General features: G+C 40.1%; 25 protein-coding genes. All 25 read right to left on the reverse strand.

Going from position 1 to position 23508, the window contains the following annotated elements:
* Window positions 1-7: 7 nt before the first annotated feature.
* On the reverse strand, window positions 8-649 hold the full coding sequence (pyrE, locus tag H5S39_RS02890; RefSeq protein ID WP_182596808.1) for an orotate phosphoribosyltransferase: 642 nt from the start codon (window positions 647-649) through the stop codon (window positions 8-10).
* The gene (gene pyrF, locus H5S39_RS02895) at window positions 646-1377 is read right to left on the reverse strand and encodes an orotidine-5'-phosphate decarboxylase (protein ID WP_182596807.1); all 732 of its coding nucleotides are present in this window, start codon (window positions 1375-1377) and stop codon (window positions 646-648) included. The genes pyrE and pyrF overlap by 4 nt, the downstream gene beginning before the upstream one ends.
* On the reverse strand, window positions 1374-2300 hold the full coding sequence (locus tag H5S39_RS02900) for a dihydroorotate dehydrogenase (protein WP_182596806.1): 927 nt from the start codon (window positions 2298-2300) through the stop codon (window positions 1374-1376). The genes pyrF and H5S39_RS02900 overlap by 4 nt, the downstream gene beginning before the upstream one ends.
* A gap of 2 nt (window positions 2301-2302) precedes the next feature.
* On the reverse strand, window positions 2303-3589 hold the full coding sequence (pyrC, locus tag H5S39_RS02905) for a dihydroorotase (RefSeq protein WP_182596805.1): 1287 nt from the start codon (window positions 3587-3589) through the stop codon (window positions 2303-2305).
* A gap of 13 nt (window positions 3590-3602) precedes the next feature.
* Window positions 3603-4532, reverse strand: a complete 930-nt coding sequence (locus H5S39_RS02910; protein ID WP_182596804.1) for an aspartate carbamoyltransferase catalytic subunit — start codon at window positions 4530-4532, stop codon at window positions 3603-3605.
* A 341-nt stretch (window positions 4533-4873) separates the two neighbouring features.
* Entirely contained in the window at window positions 4874-5755 is an 882-nt protein-coding gene (locus H5S39_RS02915) for a LysR family transcriptional regulator (RefSeq protein WP_182596830.1), read from the reverse strand.
* 89 nt (window positions 5756-5844) lie between these two features.
* Entirely contained in the window at window positions 5845-6189 is a 345-nt protein-coding gene (locus H5S39_RS02920; RefSeq protein WP_182596803.1) for a branched-chain amino acid transport AzlD family protein, read from the reverse strand.
* Window positions 6190-6191: 2 nt separating this feature from the next.
* Window positions 6192-7091, reverse strand: a complete 900-nt coding sequence (locus H5S39_RS02925) for an AzlC family ABC transporter permease (protein WP_182596802.1) — start codon at window positions 7089-7091, stop codon at window positions 6192-6194.
* A 148-nt stretch (window positions 7092-7239) separates the two neighbouring features.
* A complete protein-coding gene (locus H5S39_RS02930; protein ID WP_182596801.1) occupies window positions 7240-8373 on the reverse strand; it encodes a sensor histidine kinase in 1134 nt (377 codons plus the stop codon).
* A 30-nt stretch (window positions 8374-8403) separates the two neighbouring features.
* Entirely contained in the window at window positions 8404-9093 is a 690-nt protein-coding gene (gene croR / locus H5S39_RS02935) for a response regulator transcription factor CroR (RefSeq protein WP_182596800.1), read from the reverse strand.
* 244 nt (window positions 9094-9337) lie between these two features.
* The gene (gene guaB / locus H5S39_RS02940; protein WP_182596799.1) at window positions 9338-10480 is read right to left on the reverse strand and encodes an IMP dehydrogenase; all 1143 of its coding nucleotides are present in this window, start codon (window positions 10478-10480) and stop codon (window positions 9338-9340) included.
* Window positions 10481-10558: 78 nt separating this feature from the next.
* The gene (deoR, locus tag H5S39_RS02945; RefSeq protein ID WP_182596797.1) at window positions 10559-11497 is read right to left on the reverse strand and encodes a DNA-binding transcriptional repressor DeoR; all 939 of its coding nucleotides are present in this window, start codon (window positions 11495-11497) and stop codon (window positions 10559-10561) included.
* Window positions 11498-11612: 115 nt separating this feature from the next.
* On the reverse strand, window positions 11613-12323 hold the full coding sequence (deoD, locus tag H5S39_RS02950; protein WP_182596796.1) for a purine-nucleoside phosphorylase: 711 nt from the start codon (window positions 12321-12323) through the stop codon (window positions 11613-11615).
* Between the two features lie 23 nt (window positions 12324-12346).
* On the reverse strand, window positions 12347-13645 hold the full coding sequence (locus tag H5S39_RS02955; protein WP_182596829.1) for a pyrimidine-nucleoside phosphorylase: 1299 nt from the start codon (window positions 13643-13645) through the stop codon (window positions 12347-12349).
* Window positions 13646-13678: 33 nt separating this feature from the next.
* Window positions 13679-14872, reverse strand: coding sequence for a phosphopentomutase (locus H5S39_RS02960; RefSeq protein WP_182596795.1), 1194 nt, complete (start codon window positions 14870-14872; stop codon window positions 13679-13681).
* A gap of 49 nt (window positions 14873-14921) precedes the next feature.
* The gene (gene deoC / locus H5S39_RS02965; RefSeq protein ID WP_182596793.1) at window positions 14922-15596 is read right to left on the reverse strand and encodes a deoxyribose-phosphate aldolase; all 675 of its coding nucleotides are present in this window, start codon (window positions 15594-15596) and stop codon (window positions 14922-14924) included.
* A gap of 173 nt (window positions 15597-15769) precedes the next feature.
* Window positions 15770-16540: a DUF1129 domain-containing protein gene (locus tag H5S39_RS02970; protein WP_182596792.1), complete on the reverse strand. Its 771-nt coding sequence runs from the start codon at window positions 16538-16540 to the stop codon at window positions 15770-15772.
* Window positions 16541-16568: 28 nt separating this feature from the next.
* Window positions 16569-17666 carry a redox-regulated ATPase YchF gene (gene ychF / locus H5S39_RS02975; RefSeq protein WP_182596791.1) on the reverse strand — a complete coding sequence of 366 codons (1098 nt, stop codon included), beginning with the start codon at window positions 17664-17666 and terminating at the stop codon, window positions 16569-16571.
* An 82-nt stretch (window positions 17667-17748) separates the two neighbouring features.
* Window positions 17749-17946, reverse strand: coding sequence for a DUF951 domain-containing protein (locus H5S39_RS02980; RefSeq protein WP_182596790.1), 198 nt, complete (start codon window positions 17944-17946; stop codon window positions 17749-17751).
* 13 nt (window positions 17947-17959) lie between these two features.
* Window positions 17960-18847 carry a ParB/RepB/Spo0J family partition protein gene (locus H5S39_RS02985; RefSeq protein WP_182596789.1) on the reverse strand — a complete coding sequence of 296 codons (888 nt, stop codon included), beginning with the start codon at window positions 18845-18847 and terminating at the stop codon, window positions 17960-17962.
* Entirely contained in the window at window positions 18834-19604 is a 771-nt protein-coding gene (locus H5S39_RS02990; RefSeq protein ID WP_182596788.1) for a ParA family protein, read from the reverse strand. Before H5S39_RS02990 ends, H5S39_RS02985 begins: the two co-directional genes overlap by 14 nt.
* A gap of 12 nt (window positions 19605-19616) precedes the next feature.
* A complete protein-coding gene (locus tag H5S39_RS02995; protein WP_182596787.1) occupies window positions 19617-20567 on the reverse strand; it encodes a nucleoid occlusion protein in 951 nt (316 codons plus the stop codon).
* A gap of 17 nt (window positions 20568-20584) precedes the next feature.
* Window positions 20585-21310, reverse strand: coding sequence for a 16S rRNA (guanine(527)-N(7))-methyltransferase RsmG (gene rsmG / locus H5S39_RS03000; protein WP_182596786.1), 726 nt, complete (start codon window positions 21308-21310; stop codon window positions 20585-20587).
* Window positions 21311-21483: 173 nt separating this feature from the next.
* A complete protein-coding gene (locus tag H5S39_RS03005) occupies window positions 21484-22374 on the reverse strand; it encodes a 3-hydroxyacyl-CoA dehydrogenase (RefSeq protein ID WP_182596785.1) in 891 nt (296 codons plus the stop codon).
* Window positions 22375-22540: 166 nt separating this feature from the next.
* Entirely contained in the window at window positions 22541-23449 is a 909-nt protein-coding gene (gene rihC, locus H5S39_RS03010; protein WP_182596784.1) for a ribonucleoside hydrolase RihC, read from the reverse strand.
* Window positions 23450-23508: the final 59 nt, after the last annotated feature.

Here is a 23508-nt window from a genome sequence, read left to right on the forward strand (position 1 = left end):
TTAACCATTATGATGCTTGTTCTTTACTCCAGCTAAGTGGATCCTTGCGCCACTGTTGAAGCGACTTTAAATGGTCAGCACTGATTTGATTATTTTCTTTAGCAACTTTAATTAAAGTTACGTAGTCAGTCACCGAATAGTATTTGAGGTTATTTGCCATAAAATTCTGTTCCGCTGCTGGCAAGTTATATGTAAAGACAGAAACAACGCCAAGCACTTTACCACCCGCGTTCTTAACTGCATGAACAGCGTTTAATACACTACCACCAGTTGAAACGAGGTCGTCAATCACTACAACACGCTGAGCTTCTTTAAGAACTCCTTCAATTTGCTTGCCTTGACCATGGTCTTTAGGTTTGGTTCGGACATAGATCATTGGCAACTCCATATTTTGAGCTACCCAAGCAGCATGCGGAATTCCCGCAGTTGCGGTTCCCGCTATTACGTCAACGTCGGGAAAATGAAGTTTAATTTGTTCAACCATTCCATTAAAGATCGCTTGGCGCACTTCCGGATAAGAAATCGTTAGTCGATTGTCAGTATAGATAGGTGATTTAAGCCCGCTTGCCCAGGTAAAAGGACGTTCCGGATTTAAGGCAACAGCATGAATGTCTAGTAATGCTTTGGCAACACGTTGTGAGTATGTCATTTTTCTTCCTCCTCGTTTAAGAATGCTTTTTGAATTTTCTGGTAAGCAGCCACCGGATCAACACTTTGAGTAATGGGCCGACCAACAACAATTGCGTTACTACCATCTATTCTCGCTTGCACTGGTGTAACAACTCGTTTTTGATCATCTTTAAGCGCATGGACTGGTCGAATTCCCGGAGTTACACAAAGAAAGTCATCCCCGGTTACTTTGCGGATTGCCTTAATTTCATGTGCCGAACAAACAACTCCGGCAAGGCCAACTCTTTCTGCTAATTGAGCATAATTTTGTACCGACTCAATCAACGACAAGTCAACATGCTGTTGCTCATGAAGAATTTGTTCATCAATTGATGTTAGCTGGGTAATTGCCAAAAGTTTAGCAGGTGCTACTCCCACTTCTTTTGCTCCCTCTTCTAACCCTGCTAACCCAGCAATCATCATCTCACTGCCACCAGCCGCATGAATCGTTGTGAAATCAATTCCCAACCTGCCAATCGCTGCCATTGCACGATGAACCGTATTGGGAATATCATATAATTTCAAGTCAAGAAACACTTTAAATCCCCGCTTCTTTGCCTCGCAAACAATTACCTGGCCTAGACCGTAGTACAGTTCCATTCCAATTTTTACGATCGGTTGGGGATCAACCATTAATTTATCAAATAAGGCGATCGCTTCCTGCTTAGTTGCTACATCAATAGCTACCATTGGTACAAACCGTTTCAAAATCTAACCTCCCATAAATCCGTAAGTTTTTTTATCCCGTAATGATCCATTACAATTGGTAAATCGGCAGCAATTTTGGGACAGGCTAAAGAATCATGAAAACTAGCTGCACCAATTTGAACTGCATTTGCACCGGCCATCATAAACTCAAGAACATCCTCAGCAGATTCAATTCCGCCAACACCGATAATTGGTATGGTAGACACCTGCCGTACCTGATGAATCATCCGCAATGCTAAGGGTTTAATTGCAGGTCCCGATAATCCACCGGTTACGTTTGCGAGTACTGGCCGCCGCGTTTTGAGATCAATACTCAGACCAGTTAATGTATTAATCATCGTAAGACCATTTGCTCCTCCTTGCTCGGCGGCTTGGGCAAGCGGAACAATATTAGTTACATTAGGGGTCAACTTTACATAGACTGGTATTCCTAATGCTGCTTTAACTACCTGTTTTACTAATCGTTGAAGTACTTCGGGATCGGTCCCCATCGCCAGCCCACCATGCTTTACGTTAGGACACGACACGTTTAATTCAATTGCTTTAACCCCCGCTGTATTGGCAAATTTATTGACAACGTGAACGTACTCGTCTTCAGAAAAACCAGCAGCACTGGCAATAATTGGTAATTGCGGAAAGTGTTTTCGTAACCACGGAATTTTTTCACTTGTTGCTGCGGCAATGCCCACATTCTGAAGGCCATTTGCATTAAGCCAACCAGCACTGGTTTCACAAACTCGTGGCCGTGGGTTGCCTTGACGGGGATGAACAGTTGTGGATTTTAACACAATTGCACCTAAACGATTGAGGTCATATTTTTTAGCATTTTCCTGACCATAGCCACAAGTCCCACTTGCCGTAATAATTGGATTTTTTAGTGAAAGGCCCGGCAGTTCAACCGCCAAACGCTGTGTTGCTTCCATTTTTAATCCTCCGTATATACGAGTTTGCCGTCTACAAAAGTCTTCTTCGTCATTCCATATACCTGGTCACCCATAAAAGGAGTATTATGTCCTTTCGAGAAAAATTGTTCTGGGCAAATTATATTTTGGTGATCAATATCAAATACGGCAATATCTGCGGGATCGCCTACTTCTAGCAAGCCTGCATTATCAAGGTTAAAAACTGCCTGTGGCTTAACAGTCAGCCAATCGATTAATTGCGCAAGGGTAAAAATACCGGTTTTAACGAAATGAGTATAAAGTAATGCAAAGGCTGTTTCAGACCCAACAATTCCATTTGGTGAATTTAAGAATCCTTGCTGTTTCTCTGCATCAGTATGAGGCGCATGATCAGTAGCAATACAATCAATCGTGCCATCTAGCAGACCAACTAAGCAGGCCTGCTGGTCAACTCGCCGGCGAAGAGGAGGATTCATTTTGAATTCGGCATCATCCTTTTTAATATCAGCATCTGCAAGGAGTAGGTGATGGGGCGTAACTTCGCAGGTAACATTAATTCCTTGTTGTTTTGCATAACGAATAAGATCAATGCTTTCTTTTGTTGAAACATGACAAACATGATAATGGGCACCAGTTGCCTGCGCAATTGTAAGGTTACGAGCAATTTGCGCGGTTTCACTAATCGCTGGCATTCCTGGTAGTGACAATTTTTTTGCAATAGCTGCTCCATCATTAATCACCCCATTCTGCGCAAGCTGGTTATCTTGTGCATGATCACACAGCGGCGCATTAACTTCCGCTAATTGTTGCATTGCTTGATACACGACTCCGGCATCTTGAATACCAGCTCCATCATCGCTAAAGAGGCGGGCACCAGCTTTATACTGGTCAGCAATATTAACTGACTGTTTTCCCGCACGATTAACCGTGACTGGTGAATATTGGAGAATCTTTACCAATCCAGCTTTCTCATTTCGCCTAACCTGTTCCCTAAATTTTTTTGGTGTATCACATGTAGGGTTAAGATTAGCCATGGCAGCAATTGTCGTAAAGCCACCGTGTGCAGCAGCCTTACTGCCAGTTGCAATTGTTTCTTTATTCGTGTAACCTGGCTCACGGAGGTGGACATGAATGTCAATTAACCCTGGTGTAATCAGGTTATTGTTCAAGTCTATTTTTTCCGCATCCCCAGGTTCGTGAACATGTTCGCCAATCTCTTTAATCTTACCGTTTACAATCAGCACTTCACCCTTAACTAATCTATCGTTATAAACTCGGCGACCGTTAATCAATAATGTTGCCCTGCTCACCACGACCACCTCTTTACATTAATCCTTGGTAACGAAGCACTCGACTAAGGATCGCCATTCGGGTGTATACCCCGTTTGTCATTTGTTGGAAAATTCGCGAATTAGGAGCTTCCACAAGCGAACTATCAACCTCAACTCCGCGATTCACTGGGGCGGGATGCATAATAATTGCGCCCTGCTTCATTTTTGCAGCCCGGTCTAATGTTAAACCATATGCTTGGTGGTACTGGTTAGCATTAAATGCCTGTCCATCTGCGGTCGTTAGGCGTTCGTTTTGCACCCGGAGTAAATTGACTACATCCATTTGTGGAAGTAGCTCATCGAAGTTGCCAAAAGTTCCGTACTGTTCAAGCGCAGGATCATACCACTTTTCTGGACCCGCAAAGTAAACTTCTGCGCCTAACCGGTTAAGCATCATTGCATTAGAATGTGCAACCCGAGAATGGCTAAGATCACCGATGATTAATACTTTCAATCCTTTGAACCCGCCAAATTCTTCATCAATTGTCATCATGTCCAGCAAACATTGTGATGGGTGTTGCCCACTACCATCCCCACCATTGACGATTCCAATCTTTAGGTCACGATGGTTAAGCAATTGCTTATAATATTCGTTTTCAGGGTGGCGAATCACCGCAATATTGACACCGATTGATTCCATTGTTTTAACCGTATCATAGAGACTTTCGCCCTTTTTTACTGAGCTTGTGCCTGCTTCAAATTCGAGGACATGCATTCCCAGCTTCATCTGCGCCATTTGAAAACTTGTCTTTGTTCGAGTTGAATTTTCAAAGAAGAGATTAACCGCATATGCTGGTGCAGTAAGAACTGCTTGTTTTCCAGCCTTATATGCCTGCGCTTCATGAATCAAATCAATTGCATCTTCAGCATCCATATTGGCAACAGTGACTAAGTTTGGTTGAATTCTTTCTGTACTAATCATCAAATAACGCTCCTTTTTTAGCTCATTACAATAAAACAGCGGTGACTTCCCATCTACCTACTGAGAGTCACCGCTGTTTTGTTTCTAGGATATTTAAAGGCTAAAAACAACACACCGTTATGTCCTCTCTGGAACATTTAAATGGTCGGTCGTTTCAAAATACCTATTGATTTTAATGGCGCATCCTAATGCTACTGCTTAAAAGAAAAGCCTCCTCAGCAATAGCTAAGAAGGTATACTTAAACGCTCAATCAAATCCTTCCTAGCCTCACAGGACTAAGTTAAAGGTATTTTTGTTATTTATGATAATAAGCGTTGTTTCTAAAATTGTCAAATCTTTTTTATTTTTCAAATAATTTCTTTAAATCATGCCATAATTTTTCTTGAATTGGCGCATGTTCAATATTTTTACGACGGGCAAAGGCAAGGTGCTGGGTAATCTCAGGAACGATTGGGATTTTAACAACCTTACTATCCAAGTTTTTACTTATTGATTGTTCCATTAATAAGGTCACTCCCATGCCAAGGGCAACCATATTTACCAATGTCTTTCCTCGTTCTCCCTCAAAGACAGAATATAGATAAAGACCTGCATCAGAACAAACCTGCTGAACAAACGCTGCAAATGTTTTTTGCTGATTAAGCGTTAAAAATTTTTCTGCCTTTAAATCTGTAAGGGCTAATGTTGCTTTTTTAGAAAGCGGATTACGAACTGGAACATATGCCACAAGCCGGTCTTTTCCAACCGAAATTAATTCAAAATCATCGGGAAGCTTATCAGCATAACTTATAAATGCAATATCGCTTTGGCCTTGCTCTAACCGTGTAACCGGATCGTCATCTTCAGTAATCGTCAACTTATATTGCTCAGCTAGTCTCTGAATTGCTGATGCTGCCTCGTAATTGCCAAATGCTGGTACTACCGTCAGTTTTATTGCTTGTTGCTTCTCTTTCTCTTTATAATCTTTGATCAGAGTTGCTAATTTAGCTTGATCCTCAATTATTTTGCTTGCTAATGGTAAGATCGAAGTCCCAAGCTCAGTTAATTCAAACTTATCATTTTTAGATTGAATAACTTTGACGGCCAATTCTTTTTCAAGGCTTTCAATCTCTGCTTTTAGCTCATCAACCGATAAACCTAATCGTTTTGCTGCTAACTGATAGTCTAAAGTGTTAGCGAGATTAACAAACGCCATTATCTGCCTAAAATCCAACGCAATCACTTCCTTAAAAAATAAATGGACTGGCTTCTCCACAACTTAGAAACCAATCCACCGCTTAAAAGCTCAATTCAATTATAACAAAACTACCCTTATAACGCTAAGCTCAATAACCAAACTGCAACCAAGCCAGCAATTACCGAAATCGACATTGACCGCGTAAAATATGCGATTACAATAACAATCAACGCAGCGATAATCTGCTCAACGTGACCAAATGCAATAAAGTTGTATGAACTATCCACAAATATTCCCTTTACGACCAATGTTGCGAAAAGGCTTACCGGGACGTACTTCATCCATTCATTAAACCATTCAGGAATTTTTCGTGTTGAAAAAAACAGTACCGGTAAATAACGTGGTATAAAAGCTGCAATTGCTGCTAATACAATCACTATAATGTGGTAAAAGATCTTATTGCTTAATAGTTGTTCCATGTCTAACCCTCATTATGATGTTGGTTGTCGTCTTCATGATGTTCATGATGCTTCACAACATCTTCAATCTTGTTTTCCAGGTTTTCAACTTCCTTAATTTCTTTTTTCTCTTGTGCTTGCTTATCTTCAAGCGTCGTCTTAGTGATTTGCGGTCTAAACATTTTAGTTAAGAACCAATTATTGCTAGGATTCTTACTATGACGCCGTACCGTATTTTCAATCATAAAACCAACAAACGAAGCAAGAAGCGTCGCAATGATTAATCCTAAGGTATTCTTTGTTAGAACAAGGAAATATACCCCGAGGACAGATGCCAATATACAAATAACGAAACTTAAGTGGTTTTGGACCTGCATAACAATCATGTACAAGAATAAAGCTGTTAAAGCAAAGTCAACAACTTCAAGGTCAATAGAGATTGCTCCACCAATTAATCCACCGACCATATTGGCTACTGACCACGCTGCAAGTGAATAATACTCGACTAGTAATGCATCATCAGGCGTCCACTTCTTATCAGTCGCAAACTTCATATAATTAATAGCATAGTTTTCATCATTCATCGATGCAGAAAACATCAAAATAAAGCGAGCTGATTTTTGCTTAATATATTTTGACAAACTCGATCCTAGTAAGGCATAACGTAATTCTAAGAAGAATAACGAGAGAAAAATCGTACTTAATGGTGAGTTTACAGTTAATAAGGATGCCAGAATAAATTGAGCTCCTCCAGAGAAGACTAATACTGACACCAGTAGAATCATTATAAAGTTAAAACCTGCCGCATGTAGCAAGATACCACAGGCTAATCCAATTGGAATATAGCTAAGACACAATGGCATTGAAACACCAAGCACTTCAAGCCAACGTGCCTTTTCTGGATTTATTTGCGCTTTAGCCACAGAATTTCCTCCAATAATTTGTATCTTTTTCTAAATATTACGTGACACAATGCTTCTTTAGTCTACCACATAACAAATAAGTTGAGTATAACGGAGAAAGAAAAAAGTCCAAAATCATATGATTTTAGACTTTTTTTCTCATATCTGATTATTTTTCTTTATCTTGTTTTAATGGTAGAGTTACGATAAATACTGTTTCATCATCATTCGACGTCACTCGTACACTACCATGATGAAGGTCAACGATACTTTTCACAATTGCCAACCCCAAGCCGGTTCCACCAGTAGCACGCGATCGTGACGCCTCCGCACGGTAAAAACGCTCAAAGATATGGTCAAGTGATTTTTCTGGGATTGGTGTCCCATCATTAGCAACCTTCACAACAACTATATCCCGCTCTTGACGTGCATCAATCCGAATATAACTTGCGCCATTTCCATATTTAAATGCGTTTGAGACCAGGTTATTAAATACTCGACCTAGTTTTTCAGGATCAGCCTCAATCATTAATGGATTAGGAACTACCGATGATGTAATCTCAATTCCACGATGCTGTGCTTCAAGTTCAAAGCTTGCCGTTAATTGTTCAATTAATTGGTCAAGGTCAATTTTCATAATATTAACCGGCGCACCATGTTGCTGAACCTTTGTATATTCAAAAAGATCATCAACTAATGTCTTCATTTGTTTTGCTTTCTCATAAGCAGTATGCGTATATTTTAGAATATCCTCCTCACTACGATATTGCTTATCCTCAATTAAACCTAAATATCCGATAATACTAGTCAGCGGTGTCCGTAAATCATGACTAACATTAGTAATTAACTCATCTTTAGACTTTTCAATCTTTCGTTCATCATCCATTGAACGAACAGCACTATCAACTAATGCATTCACACTAGTAATTACATGTTGCTGATTGCCCTTCAACCTAAACGGAATCCGATGATCTAAGTGTCCTTGCGCAATATAATGCAACTCAGCAATAATATGATCCATTTGGTATAAGTGGTACCGCCGACGTAGACGCCACCAAACTACCCATATGTCAATAACTGCCAAGAATGCAATTAAAATTCGCTGATAACTCCAGATTTGTGCTTGAAGCGGTCCAACCCGTAATGATTGTTTAATCATGAAAATTCCATTTGTCACACCCGGGTTGGATTGAATAGCATCTTGGATAATTACAATTACTGCCATATTCAACAGCAAGAGTAAGATTACCGTTACTACCCCTTCTAATATCAGTGAACTTTTCTCACGCCCCGTTAACTTCACAATTTTTCCTCCACATCATCAAACAATAGACTAATGATCCTCAATCTTATAGCCGACACCCCAAACAGTCTGAATAACCTTTTCACCATTAGTTGCTTCCTCAATTTTATCCCGCAAATGGCTCACATGAACCATTACTGTCTTAGCAGAAACAACACTCTCTTGTTGCCATACCCGTTCAAAAATATCGTCAGCAGAAAAGACACGATTAGGATGACTAGCAAGTAAATATAGGATCCCAAATTCAAGAGCTGTTAACTGAATCACATCGCCCTTAATCGTCTTAACTTCATGCGAATCTTTATTAATTGTCAACGGACCAACATTTAAAATGTCTGGTTGATCATTAGTAACTTCTCCTTGACTACGACGTAATAATGACTTAACCCGTGCCATTACTTCCAACGGATTAAATGGCTTGGTAACGTAATCATCCGCACCAGTAACTAAACCTTGAATCTTATCCATGTCACCGGTCTTAGCAGAAAGAACCAGGATGGGAATATCAGAATCCTTCCGCACCCGTTTAATAACACTCATTCCATCAATTTCAGGCATCATCAAATCAAGAATAATGAGACCAATATCCGGATTCGTGTTTAATTTTGTCAATGCTTCCTTACCATCATAAGCAGAGATTGGATCGTATCCTTCATTACGAATATAAATCTCAAGTAATTGAACAATTTCTTTATCGTCATCGACAACTAAAATTTTCATAAGTGGCTCTCCCTTTCAGCATAATATCCTATTGAATATTATAACTAACTCTGACTAAAAAGCGATAATTCTTGTGGTGCCTTAACAAAAAGTTTACCCTCCAGTTATTTCCCAGGAAATATTTAAAAAAGTAAAGAGTTGGAAAAAACAAGATGTTTTTCCAACTCTTCTTTAAATTATTATCAGTTTAACGTTATTCTCCTAGTTATATAATAAAGAGGAAAAAGAGTCACCGTTACCATAATTATTTGTAATTAGGCGCATTCCGTGTAATTTGAACATCATGTGGGTGTGATTCACGGAGACCAGCATTAGTAATTTGGACAAATTGAGCCTTTTCAATTAACGATGGGATATTTGCTGCCCCAACATAGCCCATTCCTGATCGTAACCCACCATCGATTTGGAAGACAATATCTGAAACATCGCCTTTGTATTCAACACGAGCCTCAATTCCTTCTGGCACGAGTTTATTAGCTTCATTAACTCCGCCTTGGAAGTAACGATCAGATGATCCATGAGCTTGCGCCATCGCTCCAACTGACCCCATTCCGCGATAGGCTTTATACTTCTTGCCGTTATCTTCAAATACTTCACCAGGAGCTTCAGTAGTACCAGAAAGCATACTACCGAGCATCACAGCATTCCCACCGGCAGCAAGTGCTTTTACTACATCACCAGAATACTTAATACCACCATCAGCAATAATTGGTTTATTGTATTCACGAGCAACGCTAGCCGCATCATAAATCGCCGTAATTTGTGGGACACCAACACCGGCAACAACCCGTGTCGTACAAATTGAACCAGGGCCGATACCAACTTTAACAACATCAACACCAGCATCAAATAATGCCTTTGTGGCTTCACCGGTGGCAACATTACCAGCAATCAAGGTAGCTTCAGGGAAGTGTTCACGAATTTCCGCAATCTTGCGCAGAACACCTGCTGAATGACCGTGAGCAGTATCAATAACAATTGCATCCGCGCCAGCTTTTAAAAGTGACTCTGCTCGTTCAAAAGTATCACTCGTCACCCCTACTGCGGCAGCTACAAGCAAACGATTTTGGTCATCAACAGCTGCTTTGGTTGCGCTAGCAGGTACAACAACGCTCTTGACATTAGCTACTTCACCTGATTGTGCTTGGATTGACATATTCTTATGAACAACTCCCAAGCCACCTTGCAGTGCCATCGCAATTGCCATTGGTCCTTCAGTAACCGTATCCATTCCAGCACTGATAAGCGGAATATGCAACTTGATATTTTTCGCTAATTGTGTGCTTAAGTCAACTTCATTTGGTAATACATGACTTTCAGCTGGAATAAGTAATACATCATCGAAGGTTAAGCCCTTCTTGGCAAATTTTGTGTCCCAATTTGACATCTGTTGTGCAACTCCTTTGATTTTTGATTAGGTATACTCTACTAGGAATTTGTACTAAGGTCAATTAAAATATTAAATTTATTTAAAAAAATTGACTAAGTTATTTGCACTTTCTTGATCAATAACGAGGGTATTGGCATATCCCGCTGTTAGAACGCCATGAACTGCCGGTACTTTAGCTACATTAGCCGCAACTAAAATACTATGTTTTTTCTTTCTTAACTCAGGAAGGGAAATTCCAATGGTACGCTGATTAATATTCTCATTAACAATCCGCCCGCTGCTATCAATAAAACGGGAAAATACATCCCCAACCGCTTCACGTTGCAAAGTTTGTTGTTCTTGTTTTGTAAAATAACCTAGTTTAAATAAAAGTGCGGAATCTCGAACAGTTCCAACGGTAAAGACGGCAATATTAGACTGTTCGCCTAATTTCAAAATATGTTTTATATGTGTATCATTAGCCACTAATTCCCGTGTCTGTGCATGGTCGAAAATCACCGGCAGCGGTAAATACTGCGGAATCGTATTAAATGCATTAGCAAAAATATTAACCGTTTCAAATGCATAGTTACGCGTATTAGTATTCGCCATACTGCCTTTCATTTGCACAACAGTAATATCCGATACATCTTTAGGCTTTAAGTGAAGGCCAACTTGATAGACCGTTTTCCCCCATCCTAGGCCAATAATATCTTTATTCTTTACTACTTGTTCGATATATTGTGCTCCTGCTGCTCCCACTTCTTCTAATGGATCATCAGTTCCCGGTACAATAATAATTTTCCGTAAAGATGGATATTTAGCAAGCAGGTCAACTTCTAATTGATGCAATGGTGCTATCGGATTATGAATTTTAATCGTCACTAAGCCACGTTCACGGCCAAACTGTAATAATCTGGAAACTGTTGCCCGGGAAATATTTAACTCAGTTGCAATATCGCTTTGGTTCCAACCGTCACGATAGTATAGCGTTGCTACTTTAAGCGCTAATTCTATTCGATCTTTGTCATCCATACTCTAATCCCTTTCTACACTATAAAAAGCAAAGAAGCATATTATCTTTTTTTCTGCTTCTTTGCTTTTTTATGATCTTATATTATAAAGTGTATTTCACTATTAAGACAAGCAACTATTTATCAGCAATTGCTGTTTCTAATGAAATGTTGATCATGTCGTTAAACGTTCTTTCACGCTCTTCTGCAGTTGCCTTTTCATCACCGAAGATAAGGTCACTAACTGTCAAAACAGAAAGAGCACGGAAGTGAAGTTTAGCTCCCAAGAGGTAAAGACCAGCAGATTCCATTTCAGTTCCTAAAATTCCATAGTCACGTAACTTGCTCATATCAAGCTCATCATTATAGAAACGATCAGCCGCAAAAATGTCACCAACCTTAGTATCGATACCCAATTTACCAGCAACTTGGTAGGCAGTATCTAATAGTTTAAAGTCTGCCAGTGGTGCATAGTGAAAGCCAGGGCCAAACGTGTTTACTGTTACCGCAGAATCAGTTGATGACCCTTGTGCGAGAAGAACATCCCGAACATGAACATCTGGAGCGATTCCACCACATGATCCAACACGAATAATTGTTTTTACCCCAAATTCACGAACTAGTTCATTGATATAAATTGACATCGATGGAATACCCATCCCTGAGCCTTGAACAGAAATTCGATGGCCCTTATATTCACCTGTGTAACCAAAGGCATTCCGCACAGCATTAACTTGTTTTACATTATCTAAAAAGTTTTCAGCAATATACTTGGCACGTAATGGGTCACCTGGTAGTAAGACTGTATCTGCATAATCGCCTTTTTTGGCATTAATATGTGTACTCATTGATATATTCCTCCTCAATCTAATCATTCAATAATTTCATGAATTAGTGTTGGTACTTCACCATGATCACTAATTACAATACTTTCACGTAATAACTGCTCAACATCATCTATTTCTTTACGGTTACTATAAATAGTTAAAAGCGGTTCACCAGCTTTAACCTTATCCCCCAACTTGTGGTGTAACTCAATTCCAACACTATAATCAAGTCTATCATCGGCCTTTTGTCGACCACCACCAAGCAACATGCTAGCTGTACCAACTTCATCCGCTGATAACTTTGTTAATACCCCATCGCGGTCAGCTTTAAACGGAATTCGATACTTTGCTTGCGGCATCAACTGGTAATCATCAACAACTGCCGGATTACCGCCTTGCGCCTTAATCATGGCTTTGAATCGATCAAGAGCGGATCCATCAGCAATTGTTTGTTCTAATAATTTACGTGCTTCTGCTGGAGTTTGGGCTTTCTCACCCATTACTACCATATAGCTTCCGAGGGTCAATACAAGCTCCGTTAAATCAGCTGGTCCCTTACCTTTTAAGACATCTAGTGATTCTTCAATCTCTAAGGAATTACCAACCTTATTACCCAGCGGCTGATTCATGTCAGAAATCACGGCCATACATTTTAATCCAGCTTGCTTCCCAATTTCAACGAGCGCTTTTGCAAGTGCACGTGACTGATCAAGAGTTTTCATAAATGCTCCAGCACCTGTTTTAACATCAATTACTAACGCATCCGTCCCTGAAGCAATTTTTTTACTCATAATTGAACTAGCAATTAACGGAATTGAATCAACTGTGTCCGTTACATCTCGTAAACCATAAATCTTCTTATCCGCTGGGGCAACTTCACCAGTAGCGCCAACGATTGCTAGTTTTTCTTGAGCGACTTGATCAATAAATTCGTCTTCCGAAAGTTCCACCCGAAAACCTGGAATTGCTTCTAGCTTATCAAGCGTTCCGCCGGTGTGTCCCAAACCGCGGCCTGAGATCATTGGCACAGGAATACCAGTTGCGGCAACCATTGCAGCGAGTGGCAGACTAACCTTATCACCAACACCACCAGTGGAATGTTTATCAACTTTAATTCCTGGAATCCGACTTAAGTCTAGCCGTTCACCAGACTCCATCATCTTCATTGTTAAACTAGTTTGCTCTTCCTTGGTCATTTTCTGAAAGTAAATTGCCATCAAAAGCGCACTAATTTGATAATCAGGAATTGTTCCGTTTACTACCCCGTCAACGAAGAATTGTAATTGCTCATCACTTAACGTCCCACCATTCCGTTTTGTGTCGATGATGTCAACCATTCGCATCATGTATCGCCCCTTTTCCGTTAATTAATTGTCCTAGTCGTTACTAATTTCTTTGTAGAAACTAGTACCCTTTACAGGTTCAACATTGAAGTTTTCCAAAATAGTTGCTCCAAGGTCGGAGAATGTCTTTCGTAAGCCCAATGATTGGTTAGGCTTGTTCATTGATGGTGAGTATACCAACAATGGAACATTTTCACGGGTGTGGTCTGTTCCCTTAAAGCCGGGATCATTACCGTGATCAGCTGTTACCATTAATAAGTCATCGGGTTTCATCTCGTCAAGAACAGTTCCTAGACGCTTATCGAAGTCCATCAAAGCTTGACCAAAGCCCTTAGGATTACGACGGTGACCGTACATTGCATCAAAGTCAACTAAGTTAGTAAAGCAAAAGCCTGTAAAGTCCTGCTTCATTACTTCGTCAACGTGGTCCATTCCGTCCATGTTGCTTTCATTGTGGTAGCCCTTATCAATTCCTTGACCAGAGAAAATATCATTGATCTTACCAACACCGATTACATCATAACCAGCTTCACGCAACCGATCCATATCAGTCTTGCCAATCGGCTTCAAACTAAAGTCATGACGATTTGCTGTCCGGGTAAAATGATCTTTATCTGGGCCAACATATGGACGTGCAATAATCCGGCCAACAGTGTATTCGGGTCCATTTACAAGCGTCCGTGCATATTCACAAATCTTATAAAGTTTTTCAACTGGAATGACATCTTCATGGGCCGCAATCTGCATTACTGAGTCACCAGAAGTGTAGAGAATTAATTCTCCGGTCTTCATTTGACGCTCACCATAGTCATGAATTACTTCTGTTCCTGAGTAAGGCTTGTTAACAATAACCTTGCGTCCAGAGAATTTTTCAAGCTTATCAACGATTTCTTGTGGAAAACCATTAGGGAAAGTTGATAATGGCTTTGCAACTGGCAAGCCCATCATTTCCCAGTGGCCATCCATACTATCTTTACCAGCGGAAATTTCTTCCATCTTGCCATAATCACCAATAGCAGGATCAGCAACTGGTACTCCTTCAATTGGTGTGTCACGCAAATTACTAATCCCTAATTTACCAAGGTTTGGTAACTTCAAGGCACCTTTATAATACTCGCCAACGTGGCCAAGGGTATCTGAACCAACATCATCAAACTTAGCGGCATCGTGAGCTGCACCTGTACCAACTGAGTCCATTACAATAACAAAAACACGTTTATATGACATTTTGACTCCTCCTATTTCTAAATTGAGATTAGCAATTAATGCTTATATTTTATTGTTGAGCGGCTTCTTCTAAGATTTGAACAGAAGCAGATACTCCTAGACGGTTAGCGCCGGCTTCAATCATATCGTAAGCTTCTTGTAAACTGTGAATTCCACCAGCAGCTTTGATCTTAAAATCAGGACCAACAGCTTCACGCATAATCTTAACGTCTTCTACCTTAGCACCTGATGTTGAGAAACCAGTAGAAGTCTTCACAAAGTCAGCGCCACCTTTTACGGTTAACTTACTTGCACGAGCTTTTTCTTCATCAGTAAGTAGGGCGTTTTCAATAATTACCTTAAGGATCTTCCCCTTTTCGTGAGTGGCATCTGCAACGGCCTTAATGTCAGCAACAACTGCATCATCATTGCCACCCTTTAATTCACCAATGTTGATAACCATGTCAACTTCATCAGCACCATCTTCAATAGCCTGCTTAGTTTCAAAAACTTTACTTTCAGTAGAAGTAGCACCGAGAGGGAAACCAATAACAGTACAAGTATTAATATCTGTTCCAGCTAATCCTTCATGAACCCGCTTAACCCAGTATGGATTAATACATACAGAAGCCGTATTATACTTACGAGCTTCAGCAATTGCCTTATCAATCATTTCTGCAGTTGCTTCTGGCTTGAGCATTGTGTGATCCATGTATTTTGCTAATTGTGCCTGTGTTAATTTCATAATTTATAATCTCCTCTCAGCGAGTGAATACGCTTTCATAAGTCTACGTTTACATCTTAACAATCATTTGCACATTTGTCCACACATTTTAAGAAATTTCTTTCAAAATTCACAAAAAATAAAAAAGCTTGTAACAAAATACATGTTTTGTACAAACTTTCTTTGATTATCTATTATTTTCTTGCTGTCCGGTTACCATAAAGCGATCCGGTAACGTGGAACTTTGATCGGAAGTACATATCACCAACAAAGGTAACAACCCCAATAATAATGTAAACCCATGGATTAAGACGCGGATTAATCGCATTTGGCAACATACTTACCAACATATAGATAATTAGCCATGCCGCTAATCCTGCAATAATTAATACAATCCGTTGCCAAAGCGGCTTTTTGCTTACCCGCTTGCCTTGTTCATTAACTTGTGGCTGAACCTGGGTTGCAACATAGCCAAAAATAAGGCCCCCAGTAATTGCAACGATTAAAATTGCTGTAATACCGCTACTACCAGCATTCTTAGTTTGCATTGCCGCTGGTGATAACCAGAACATCAATCCAAACATAAACGTAAAGATACTTAAGAAAATCAACATGTTATCAATCGCTAATAACTTAATTGATTGCTTACTAACTTGTGCTGGTGTCGGCTTAGGATTCTTTAATTCTTTTGCATATTCAGTCGGGGTTCCTAGCAATGTCCGCGCTGTCTGGTTCTTCTTTTGCCCCGCTAACAATTTATTAATCGTTTCTTGTAGCATTCCCTCTTTTTTATCTGAAGGAACGCCCAAACGATCTAATTGTTTATTTAACTGGTACATAAAATCTTCATTTTTGCGCGTTAGATTATACTTATTAAAAGCATTGCCAGTTTCTTGACGGCGCTCTTTTTCTAGTTGTTTCTGCCGTTGACCAGCCTGTGCGTTGCGTGGTTGTTCTTCACTCACTTTAAAACTTCTCCTATCTTTAGAGTTTTTAGACATTGAACCGGAATTCCACAATGTCGCCATCTTGCATTACATAGTCTTTACCTTCAAGACGGAGCTTCCCAGCTTCTTTAACCGCTGATTCTGAACCAAGTTTATCAAGATCTTCAAAACTCATCACTTCAGCACGAATAAATCCACGTTCAAAATCAGAGTGAATAATTCCGGCTGCTTGCGGTGCCTTAGTACCCTTCTTATAAGTCCATGCCCGTGTTTCAGGTCCGCCAGCTGTAAAGAAGGTCTCTAACCCCAGAAGCTTATAAGCTGCTCGTATCAACCGATTTAGTCCTGGTTCTGTAACGCCTTCCATTTCAAGGAAATCAGCCTTATCTGCCTCATCCATTTCAGCAATTTGTTCTTCGGCAGCCGCAGCTACCCCAATTACTTCACCGTCGTCCTTAACATGCTCCTTAATTGCATCCATGTACTTATTGCTTTCTGGATCGGCCATATCTTCTTCGGCAATATTAGCAACATAGAGAACCGGCTTACTAGTTAATAGGAAGAGGCCCTTCACAATCTTTTGTTCATCATCGTTAAAGTCAATTGAGCGGACACTCTTTCCATCTTCAAGAACTGGCTTAATTTTATTTAGGACGTCCAATTCAGCTAAAGCATCTTTATCCCGACCTTTAGCAGCCCGTTGTACCTTAGCCAAACGCTTATTAACCGCATCTAAATCAGCCATAACTAACTCTAAATTAATCGTATCAATGTCCTCAATCGGATCAACCTTACCGGAAACACTAGTAATGTCGCTGTCATCAAATGCCCGTACAACATGAACGATTGCATCTGTTTGGCGAATATTTTCCAAAAACTTGTTACCGAGGCCTTCACCTTTACTTGCCCCTTTAACAATCCCAGCAATATCAGTAAATTCAAATGTTGTCGGTACAATCTTCTTAGCGGGAATTAACTCTTGAATTCGATCAAGCCGGCTATCAGGTACTTCAACCATTCCCACATTTGGGTCAATCGTTGCAAATGGGTAGTTGGCCATCTCGGCCCCCGCTTTAGTAATGGCGTTAAAAAGTGTTGATTTACCAACGTTTGGCAAGCCAACGATTCCTGCAGTTAATGACATATGTTGTTCACTTTCCTTTTCAATTAATCAATTATTATTTTAAACTACAATCTTATATTTGTTACAGCAATCTTTTAAAATATTAATCTTGCTGGTCAGCCTTCTCAAGAATTTTTTTCAGGCCCTTATCAAACTTTTGACGGGTCATCATGACAATATGACCACATCCTTGGCACTCAATTTTGATATCTGCGCCAACTCGTGTGATTAACCACCGATTTGTTCCACAAGGGTGTGCCTTTTTCATCATTACAATATCGCCTTTATCATAAGTTGCCATGAATAATTCCTCCTTAGTCAAGAGTGATATTTAATAGCTCTAAAATTCGGGTAAAGTCTTCATTAGAACTGTATGGGATTTCAATCTTACCAGTTCCTTTTTTGCGACTTTGTGCTACTGATACCTTTGTCCCAAACTTACTCTGGAGCTGTGATTCAGCTGCGCGAATATATACCGGCTTTCGTTGACCGCGTCGTTGCTCTTTCTTTTTTGCGGTGCCATTTGCTTGTGCCACAATTTCTTCTAGTTGGCGAACTGTTAAATTTTGGTTAACCGCTCGTTGCGCAAGCGGAACAAGCTTTGTTTTATCTTTTAAGCCAAGCATTGTTCGTGCTTGCCCCATTGATAGTTTACCTTCATTTAAAAATTCTTTAATAACGGTCGGTAAGCCTAATAGGCGTAAATAATTAGCGATATAGGGGCGACTCTTCCCTAACCGTGCCGCTACCTGTGCCTGAGTAAGTGACAATTTATCCATTAACATTTGGTACGCCTGCGCTTCTTCTAATGGTGTTAAGTCTTCCCGTTGCAGATTTTCTAAAACTGCCACTTCCATCATCTGCTCATCCGTCATATCGCGGATAATAGCAGGGATTGTCTTTTGTTTAGCAAGCTTTGAAGCTCTAAAGCGCCGTTCTCCTGCGATCAGCTCATACCGGTTAATGGTGGAATCAGATTGGCGAAGAATGATTGGTTGAAAGACCCCTGACTTTTCAATCGATGTTGCCAATTCAGCTAACGCCTTTTGATCAAACGTCCGTCGTGGCTGGTATGGGTTCGGATGAATCAATGATAGTTTTATATCCTGAACAGTTTCATCTGCTGCTGGCTCTGTTACCTTGTTTTCAGCAAAGAGCGCCTCAATTCCACGTCCTAAACCACTTTTTTTATTCTTTGCCATGGTTGGCCAACACTTCCTTTGCTAATTGTTGGTAGACATGTGCACCTGTCGAATTTTTATCATAGTCGATTATTGCTAAACCGTGACTTGGTGCCTCTGATAAACGGACATTACGGGGAATAATCGTTTCGTAAACTTGTTCACCAAAAAATTTCTTTACTTCTGCATTTACTTGCTGTCCTAAGTTAGTCCGCTTATCAAACATCGTCAGTAAGACGCCTTCAATCCGTAGTTGAGGATTAAAATGCTTGCGAACAAGTTTAATTGTATTTAGCAACTGGCTCAATCCTTCAAGAGCATAATACTCGCTTTGAACTGGAATAAGGATTGAATCACTAGCTGTAAAAGCGTTAATCGTCAACAAACCAAGCGATGGCGGGCAATCAATAAGGATATAGTCGTACTCATTACGAACATCCCCAAATGAGTCTTTAAGTCGCGTTTCCCGTGCCATTAAGTTAGTTAATTCTACTTCTGCTCCTGATAAGGCAATCGTGGTCGGAGCAATATCGACGCCCGAATGGCTCGTCTTTTGAATAACGTCTTTTAATGGAACATCATTAATCAATGCATCATAAACACTCTGCTCAATATTTTGTTTTTCAACTCCCAAACCGCTCGTTGCATTTCCCTGCGGATCGAGGTCAATTAGTAAGACTCGTTGACCAAGGTCAGCCAAACATGCACCTAAATTAACACTTGTCGTGGTCTTACCAACACCGCCTTTTTGGTTTGCTAATGCAATTACAGAACCCATTTTTCGGCCTCCCTACTGTTTCTTCGGAATTTCAATAGTTAATTGGTAAGTATCGCCATTGTCTTCTTCGTGCGTTTTAATATCAAAACCATTTGTGGTTGCCATCTTAATCGATTTCTTAATCGTGTTCAAGGCTATTCGTGCATCGTTAGCCTGCTTAGCCTTAGCAGTTTTCGTCTTTTTATTTGTCTTACGTTTAACAGTCTTTTTCTTTACATTTACTGTTGGTTCTTCTGCTTCTTCTGAATGATTTTCAAGAGAAGCAAGTTCTTTCCGTTTTGCCGCTGCTTTTAATTCGGCAATTTCTGAAGGTAAGGGGCGCCCGAGCAGTCTTGCCACTTCATCTTCTGTCTGCCGAACAGTCAGCCGTTCATTAACAATCCGCATCAGCATATCACGCTGCTGTTTTTCGTCTAGGTCTAATAAAGCGCGACCATGACGTTCCGAAATTCGGTGATCAAGAATTGCCGTTTGGACAGGCGTGATCAATCGTAACAATCGAAGCTTATTGGCAACAAATGACTGACTCTTTCCCATTCCCTTTGCGAGTTGCGACTGGGTCAGATGATTAAGATCCATTAATTGTCGATATGCTTGTGCTTCTTCAACCGAGCTTAATTGTGACCGTTGAAGGTTTTCGATTAACGCTAAAGAAGCGGTCTCCTGATCACTCATTTTTTCAATAATAGCCGGTGCTTTTTCCCACTTTAAGAGCTTCATTGCCCGGTAACGTCGCTCTCCTGCAATAATTTCATACTTTGCCGGCTCATATTCGCGAAGCACAATTGGTTGTAACAAACCATGTTCATCAATCGTTTGGGCTAGTTCACGAATACCATCTTGATCAAATACTTTTCGTGGCTGGTAACGGTTAGGGATAATTTGGTCCAGCTTTACTTCAACGACCTTATTTTTTGTATTATCAGAATTATTTTTTCCAATACCAAATAATGAAAAAGCCATAATTTTAACTCCTTACTTTATTGAATTGGTTTTTTGCTTGGTAATCCAGGACGACGAGGATACTTATTAGGTGTCGATTGGACTTTATCAATCACAATTATATTACGTTCTTCATCCGTCCCTGGCAAGGTCAGAGTAGTCGTCTGCTGGACTTTACCACCAAGTTTTTTTATTGCGGTCCCACCTTGCTGTAGTTCCTCAGAAGCAGCACTCGCTTTATAAGCAATAAATTCACCGCCAACCTTAACTGCTGGTAAACATAACTCACTAAGAACAGATAGTCTTGCTACCGCCCGAGCAGTGACAAGATCAAACTTTTCACGATAAGGACTTTGCTTTGCACTAAATGTCTCAGCACGATCATGGATAAGTGTTACATCTTTTAGTCCCAACTTAGTAACTAAGTCAGTTAGAAAGGCAATCCGTTTATTTAGTGAATCCACAATCGTCACCTTTAATTGTGGGAAAGCAATCTTAAGCGGCAACGATGGAAAACCTGCTCCTGCACCTATATCACATAATGTTAGGACTTCGTTTTGCAATTGTGGTGCTGCAAAGGCCCCGGTGATTGAATCATAGAAGTGTTTTAAATATACTTCACTTTCTTCCGTAATCCGCGTAAGGTTTACATGCTCGTTAGTCTGGACTAGTAAGTGATAATAGTCGGCAAACTGTTTCATTTGGGTTGTTGATAACGCAATGCCATGGTCGGCTAATGCTCGTTGAAATTGTTCAGGATTCATTTAGTAAGTCTCCTTTCGTGAAACATTTTTTGTTTCACGTTCTATATTACTGTACCGTAAATTCCTGTTCGTTGCAACCTTGTAGCCCCCTTTTAACGTCTAATTTTAAAATAAAAAAGGAGGACAAATCACTAATTTATGAAGTGTCCTTCTTTGCTATTTATTATTATCGTCTAGTGTTTCAAAAAGTCTGGATCCATGAAGGCCGGATGTGGATAAGTATAGAATCCTTGTCCTGATTCTTTTCCTTCGTGTCCTTCCTTTATCATCTCTTGCATCTTTTCTGCAATCGCCTTATGACTCTCATCCTTGGTTTGTGCGTAAGTGTTTAACTCAATTTGAGCAGCCGTCCGCAAGCCAACCATGTCTAGTATTCCAAAGGGACCCATTGGTGCACCAGTTGAGATCATCCAGTCTTTATCAATTGTCTCTGGTTCAGCAACCCCCTTAGCCCATAATCCTAGGCCGGCTGCTAACAATGGAATTAAGAGAGAGTTAAGAATATAACCGTGTTGTTCTTTATGCAATACAATTGGAACCATCTTAATCTCGCGCGCAAACTTAGTAGCTGCTTCAATTACTGCTGGTTCAGTCTTATCTGAGCCCATAATTTCAACAACATTAAATCGCCAAATATGGTTAGCGAAGTGCATGTTCAAGAATTTCGTAGGCCGGTCAGTATGCGGTGCCAATTGGCTAGGAATAAAGGTTGACGAATTACTTGCAAATACCGTTTTTTCTGGGGCTAGTTTTGAAACCTTCTGATAAAAGCTATCCTTCAGCTCTAGTGATTCAGGTAATGCTTCAATCATTAAGTCAGCATCCTTAACTGCCGTTTCAATATCGTCAGTAATTACTTTAATATTATCAAGGCCCTTTTGAAACTCTTCATCAGTTAAATGTAAATCTCGTTGATAGTCTGCCTTTAAGGCCTTAATACGCCGTTCAGCGGTATCAATATGATGGTTATAAACGGTTACCGGGAATCCTGATAATGCAGTTTGATAAGCGATTTGACTTCCTAAAACACCGGCACCAGCAATCATTATATTCTTAAATTCCATTTTGCCATCTCCTTAGTAGTTTCTACTAACATCATAACAAAAAGCGCTTTCAGCGAAAACTCAAAAGCTTAGTAAATATCTAATAGACAGCCCGACTGCTTATATTTAGGTATCCAAGTATATATCTATAAAATAAAGGACTAAGTTTCCCTAGCCCTTTTAAAAACTATTTGATTTTTCCGACTTCTTCTAAGAACCACTTGTTGAAGTAATCAGCATCAATATCTAAGCAAACTTTGGCATTAGTCTTACCATCATGATAAGCTGCCCGCACATCACCAACAGTAGCTCCAATTGCTGGACCGTCTGTTTGAACATCTACCCACATATCCTTAGTAGTAAATGCTTCTGGGTGAAGAAGGTAGAAGATTGTATTAACATCATGCATTGGCCGACCTTCATCACTACCGTCATTATAGTGTGTGATTAAGCCATGAAGCATTTCGCCGGCTTTATTTAATTTGCCTAACTTCTCAATTGTATCAGCAGTAAGAAGAGCCTTTAAGGTAACATCTAAGCCGACCGTAACAATTGGTACACCGGCATTATACATAATTTTAGCAGCATCCGGGTCCGTAAAGACGTTAAATTCAGCAGCACTAGTCATATTACCACCAGAGAACGAACCACCCATTGCAACAATTTGTTTGATGTGGCTCTTAACTTCTGGATATTCACTGAATAGTAATGCAATATTAGTGTATGAACCAGTTGGTACTAATACAACTTCATCTTCCGCCATAATTGCATCGTGAAGTGCTTCAACAGCAGTCTTCTTAATTGGTTCACCATAGTCATCGCCAAAATCATATCCCGGCATTCCTGATTCACCATGAATTCGCGCAGCATCTTCAAACGGCTTGATTAATGGCTGTTCAGCACCCGCAGCAACGGGAATATCCTTACCAAAGAAATGAACAATCTTTAGTGCATTAGCTGTCGTTTTATCTACCGTAACATTACCGGCAACAGTTGTAACTAGCTTTAAATCAAGCGCTGGATTATTAATTGCCATCGTTAAAGCTGCTGCGTCATCGATTCCCGGATCTGTATCCATAATAATTTTAGTAGTCATAATTCATTTCTCCTTTTTTGCAAGCGTTTACGGTTTTAGTGTCAAAAAAAGCAGCCTTG

Source organism: Limosilactobacillus rudii, assembly GCF_014145455.1.
GTDB lineage: Bacteria > Bacillota > Bacilli > Lactobacillales > Lactobacillaceae > Limosilactobacillus > Limosilactobacillus rudii.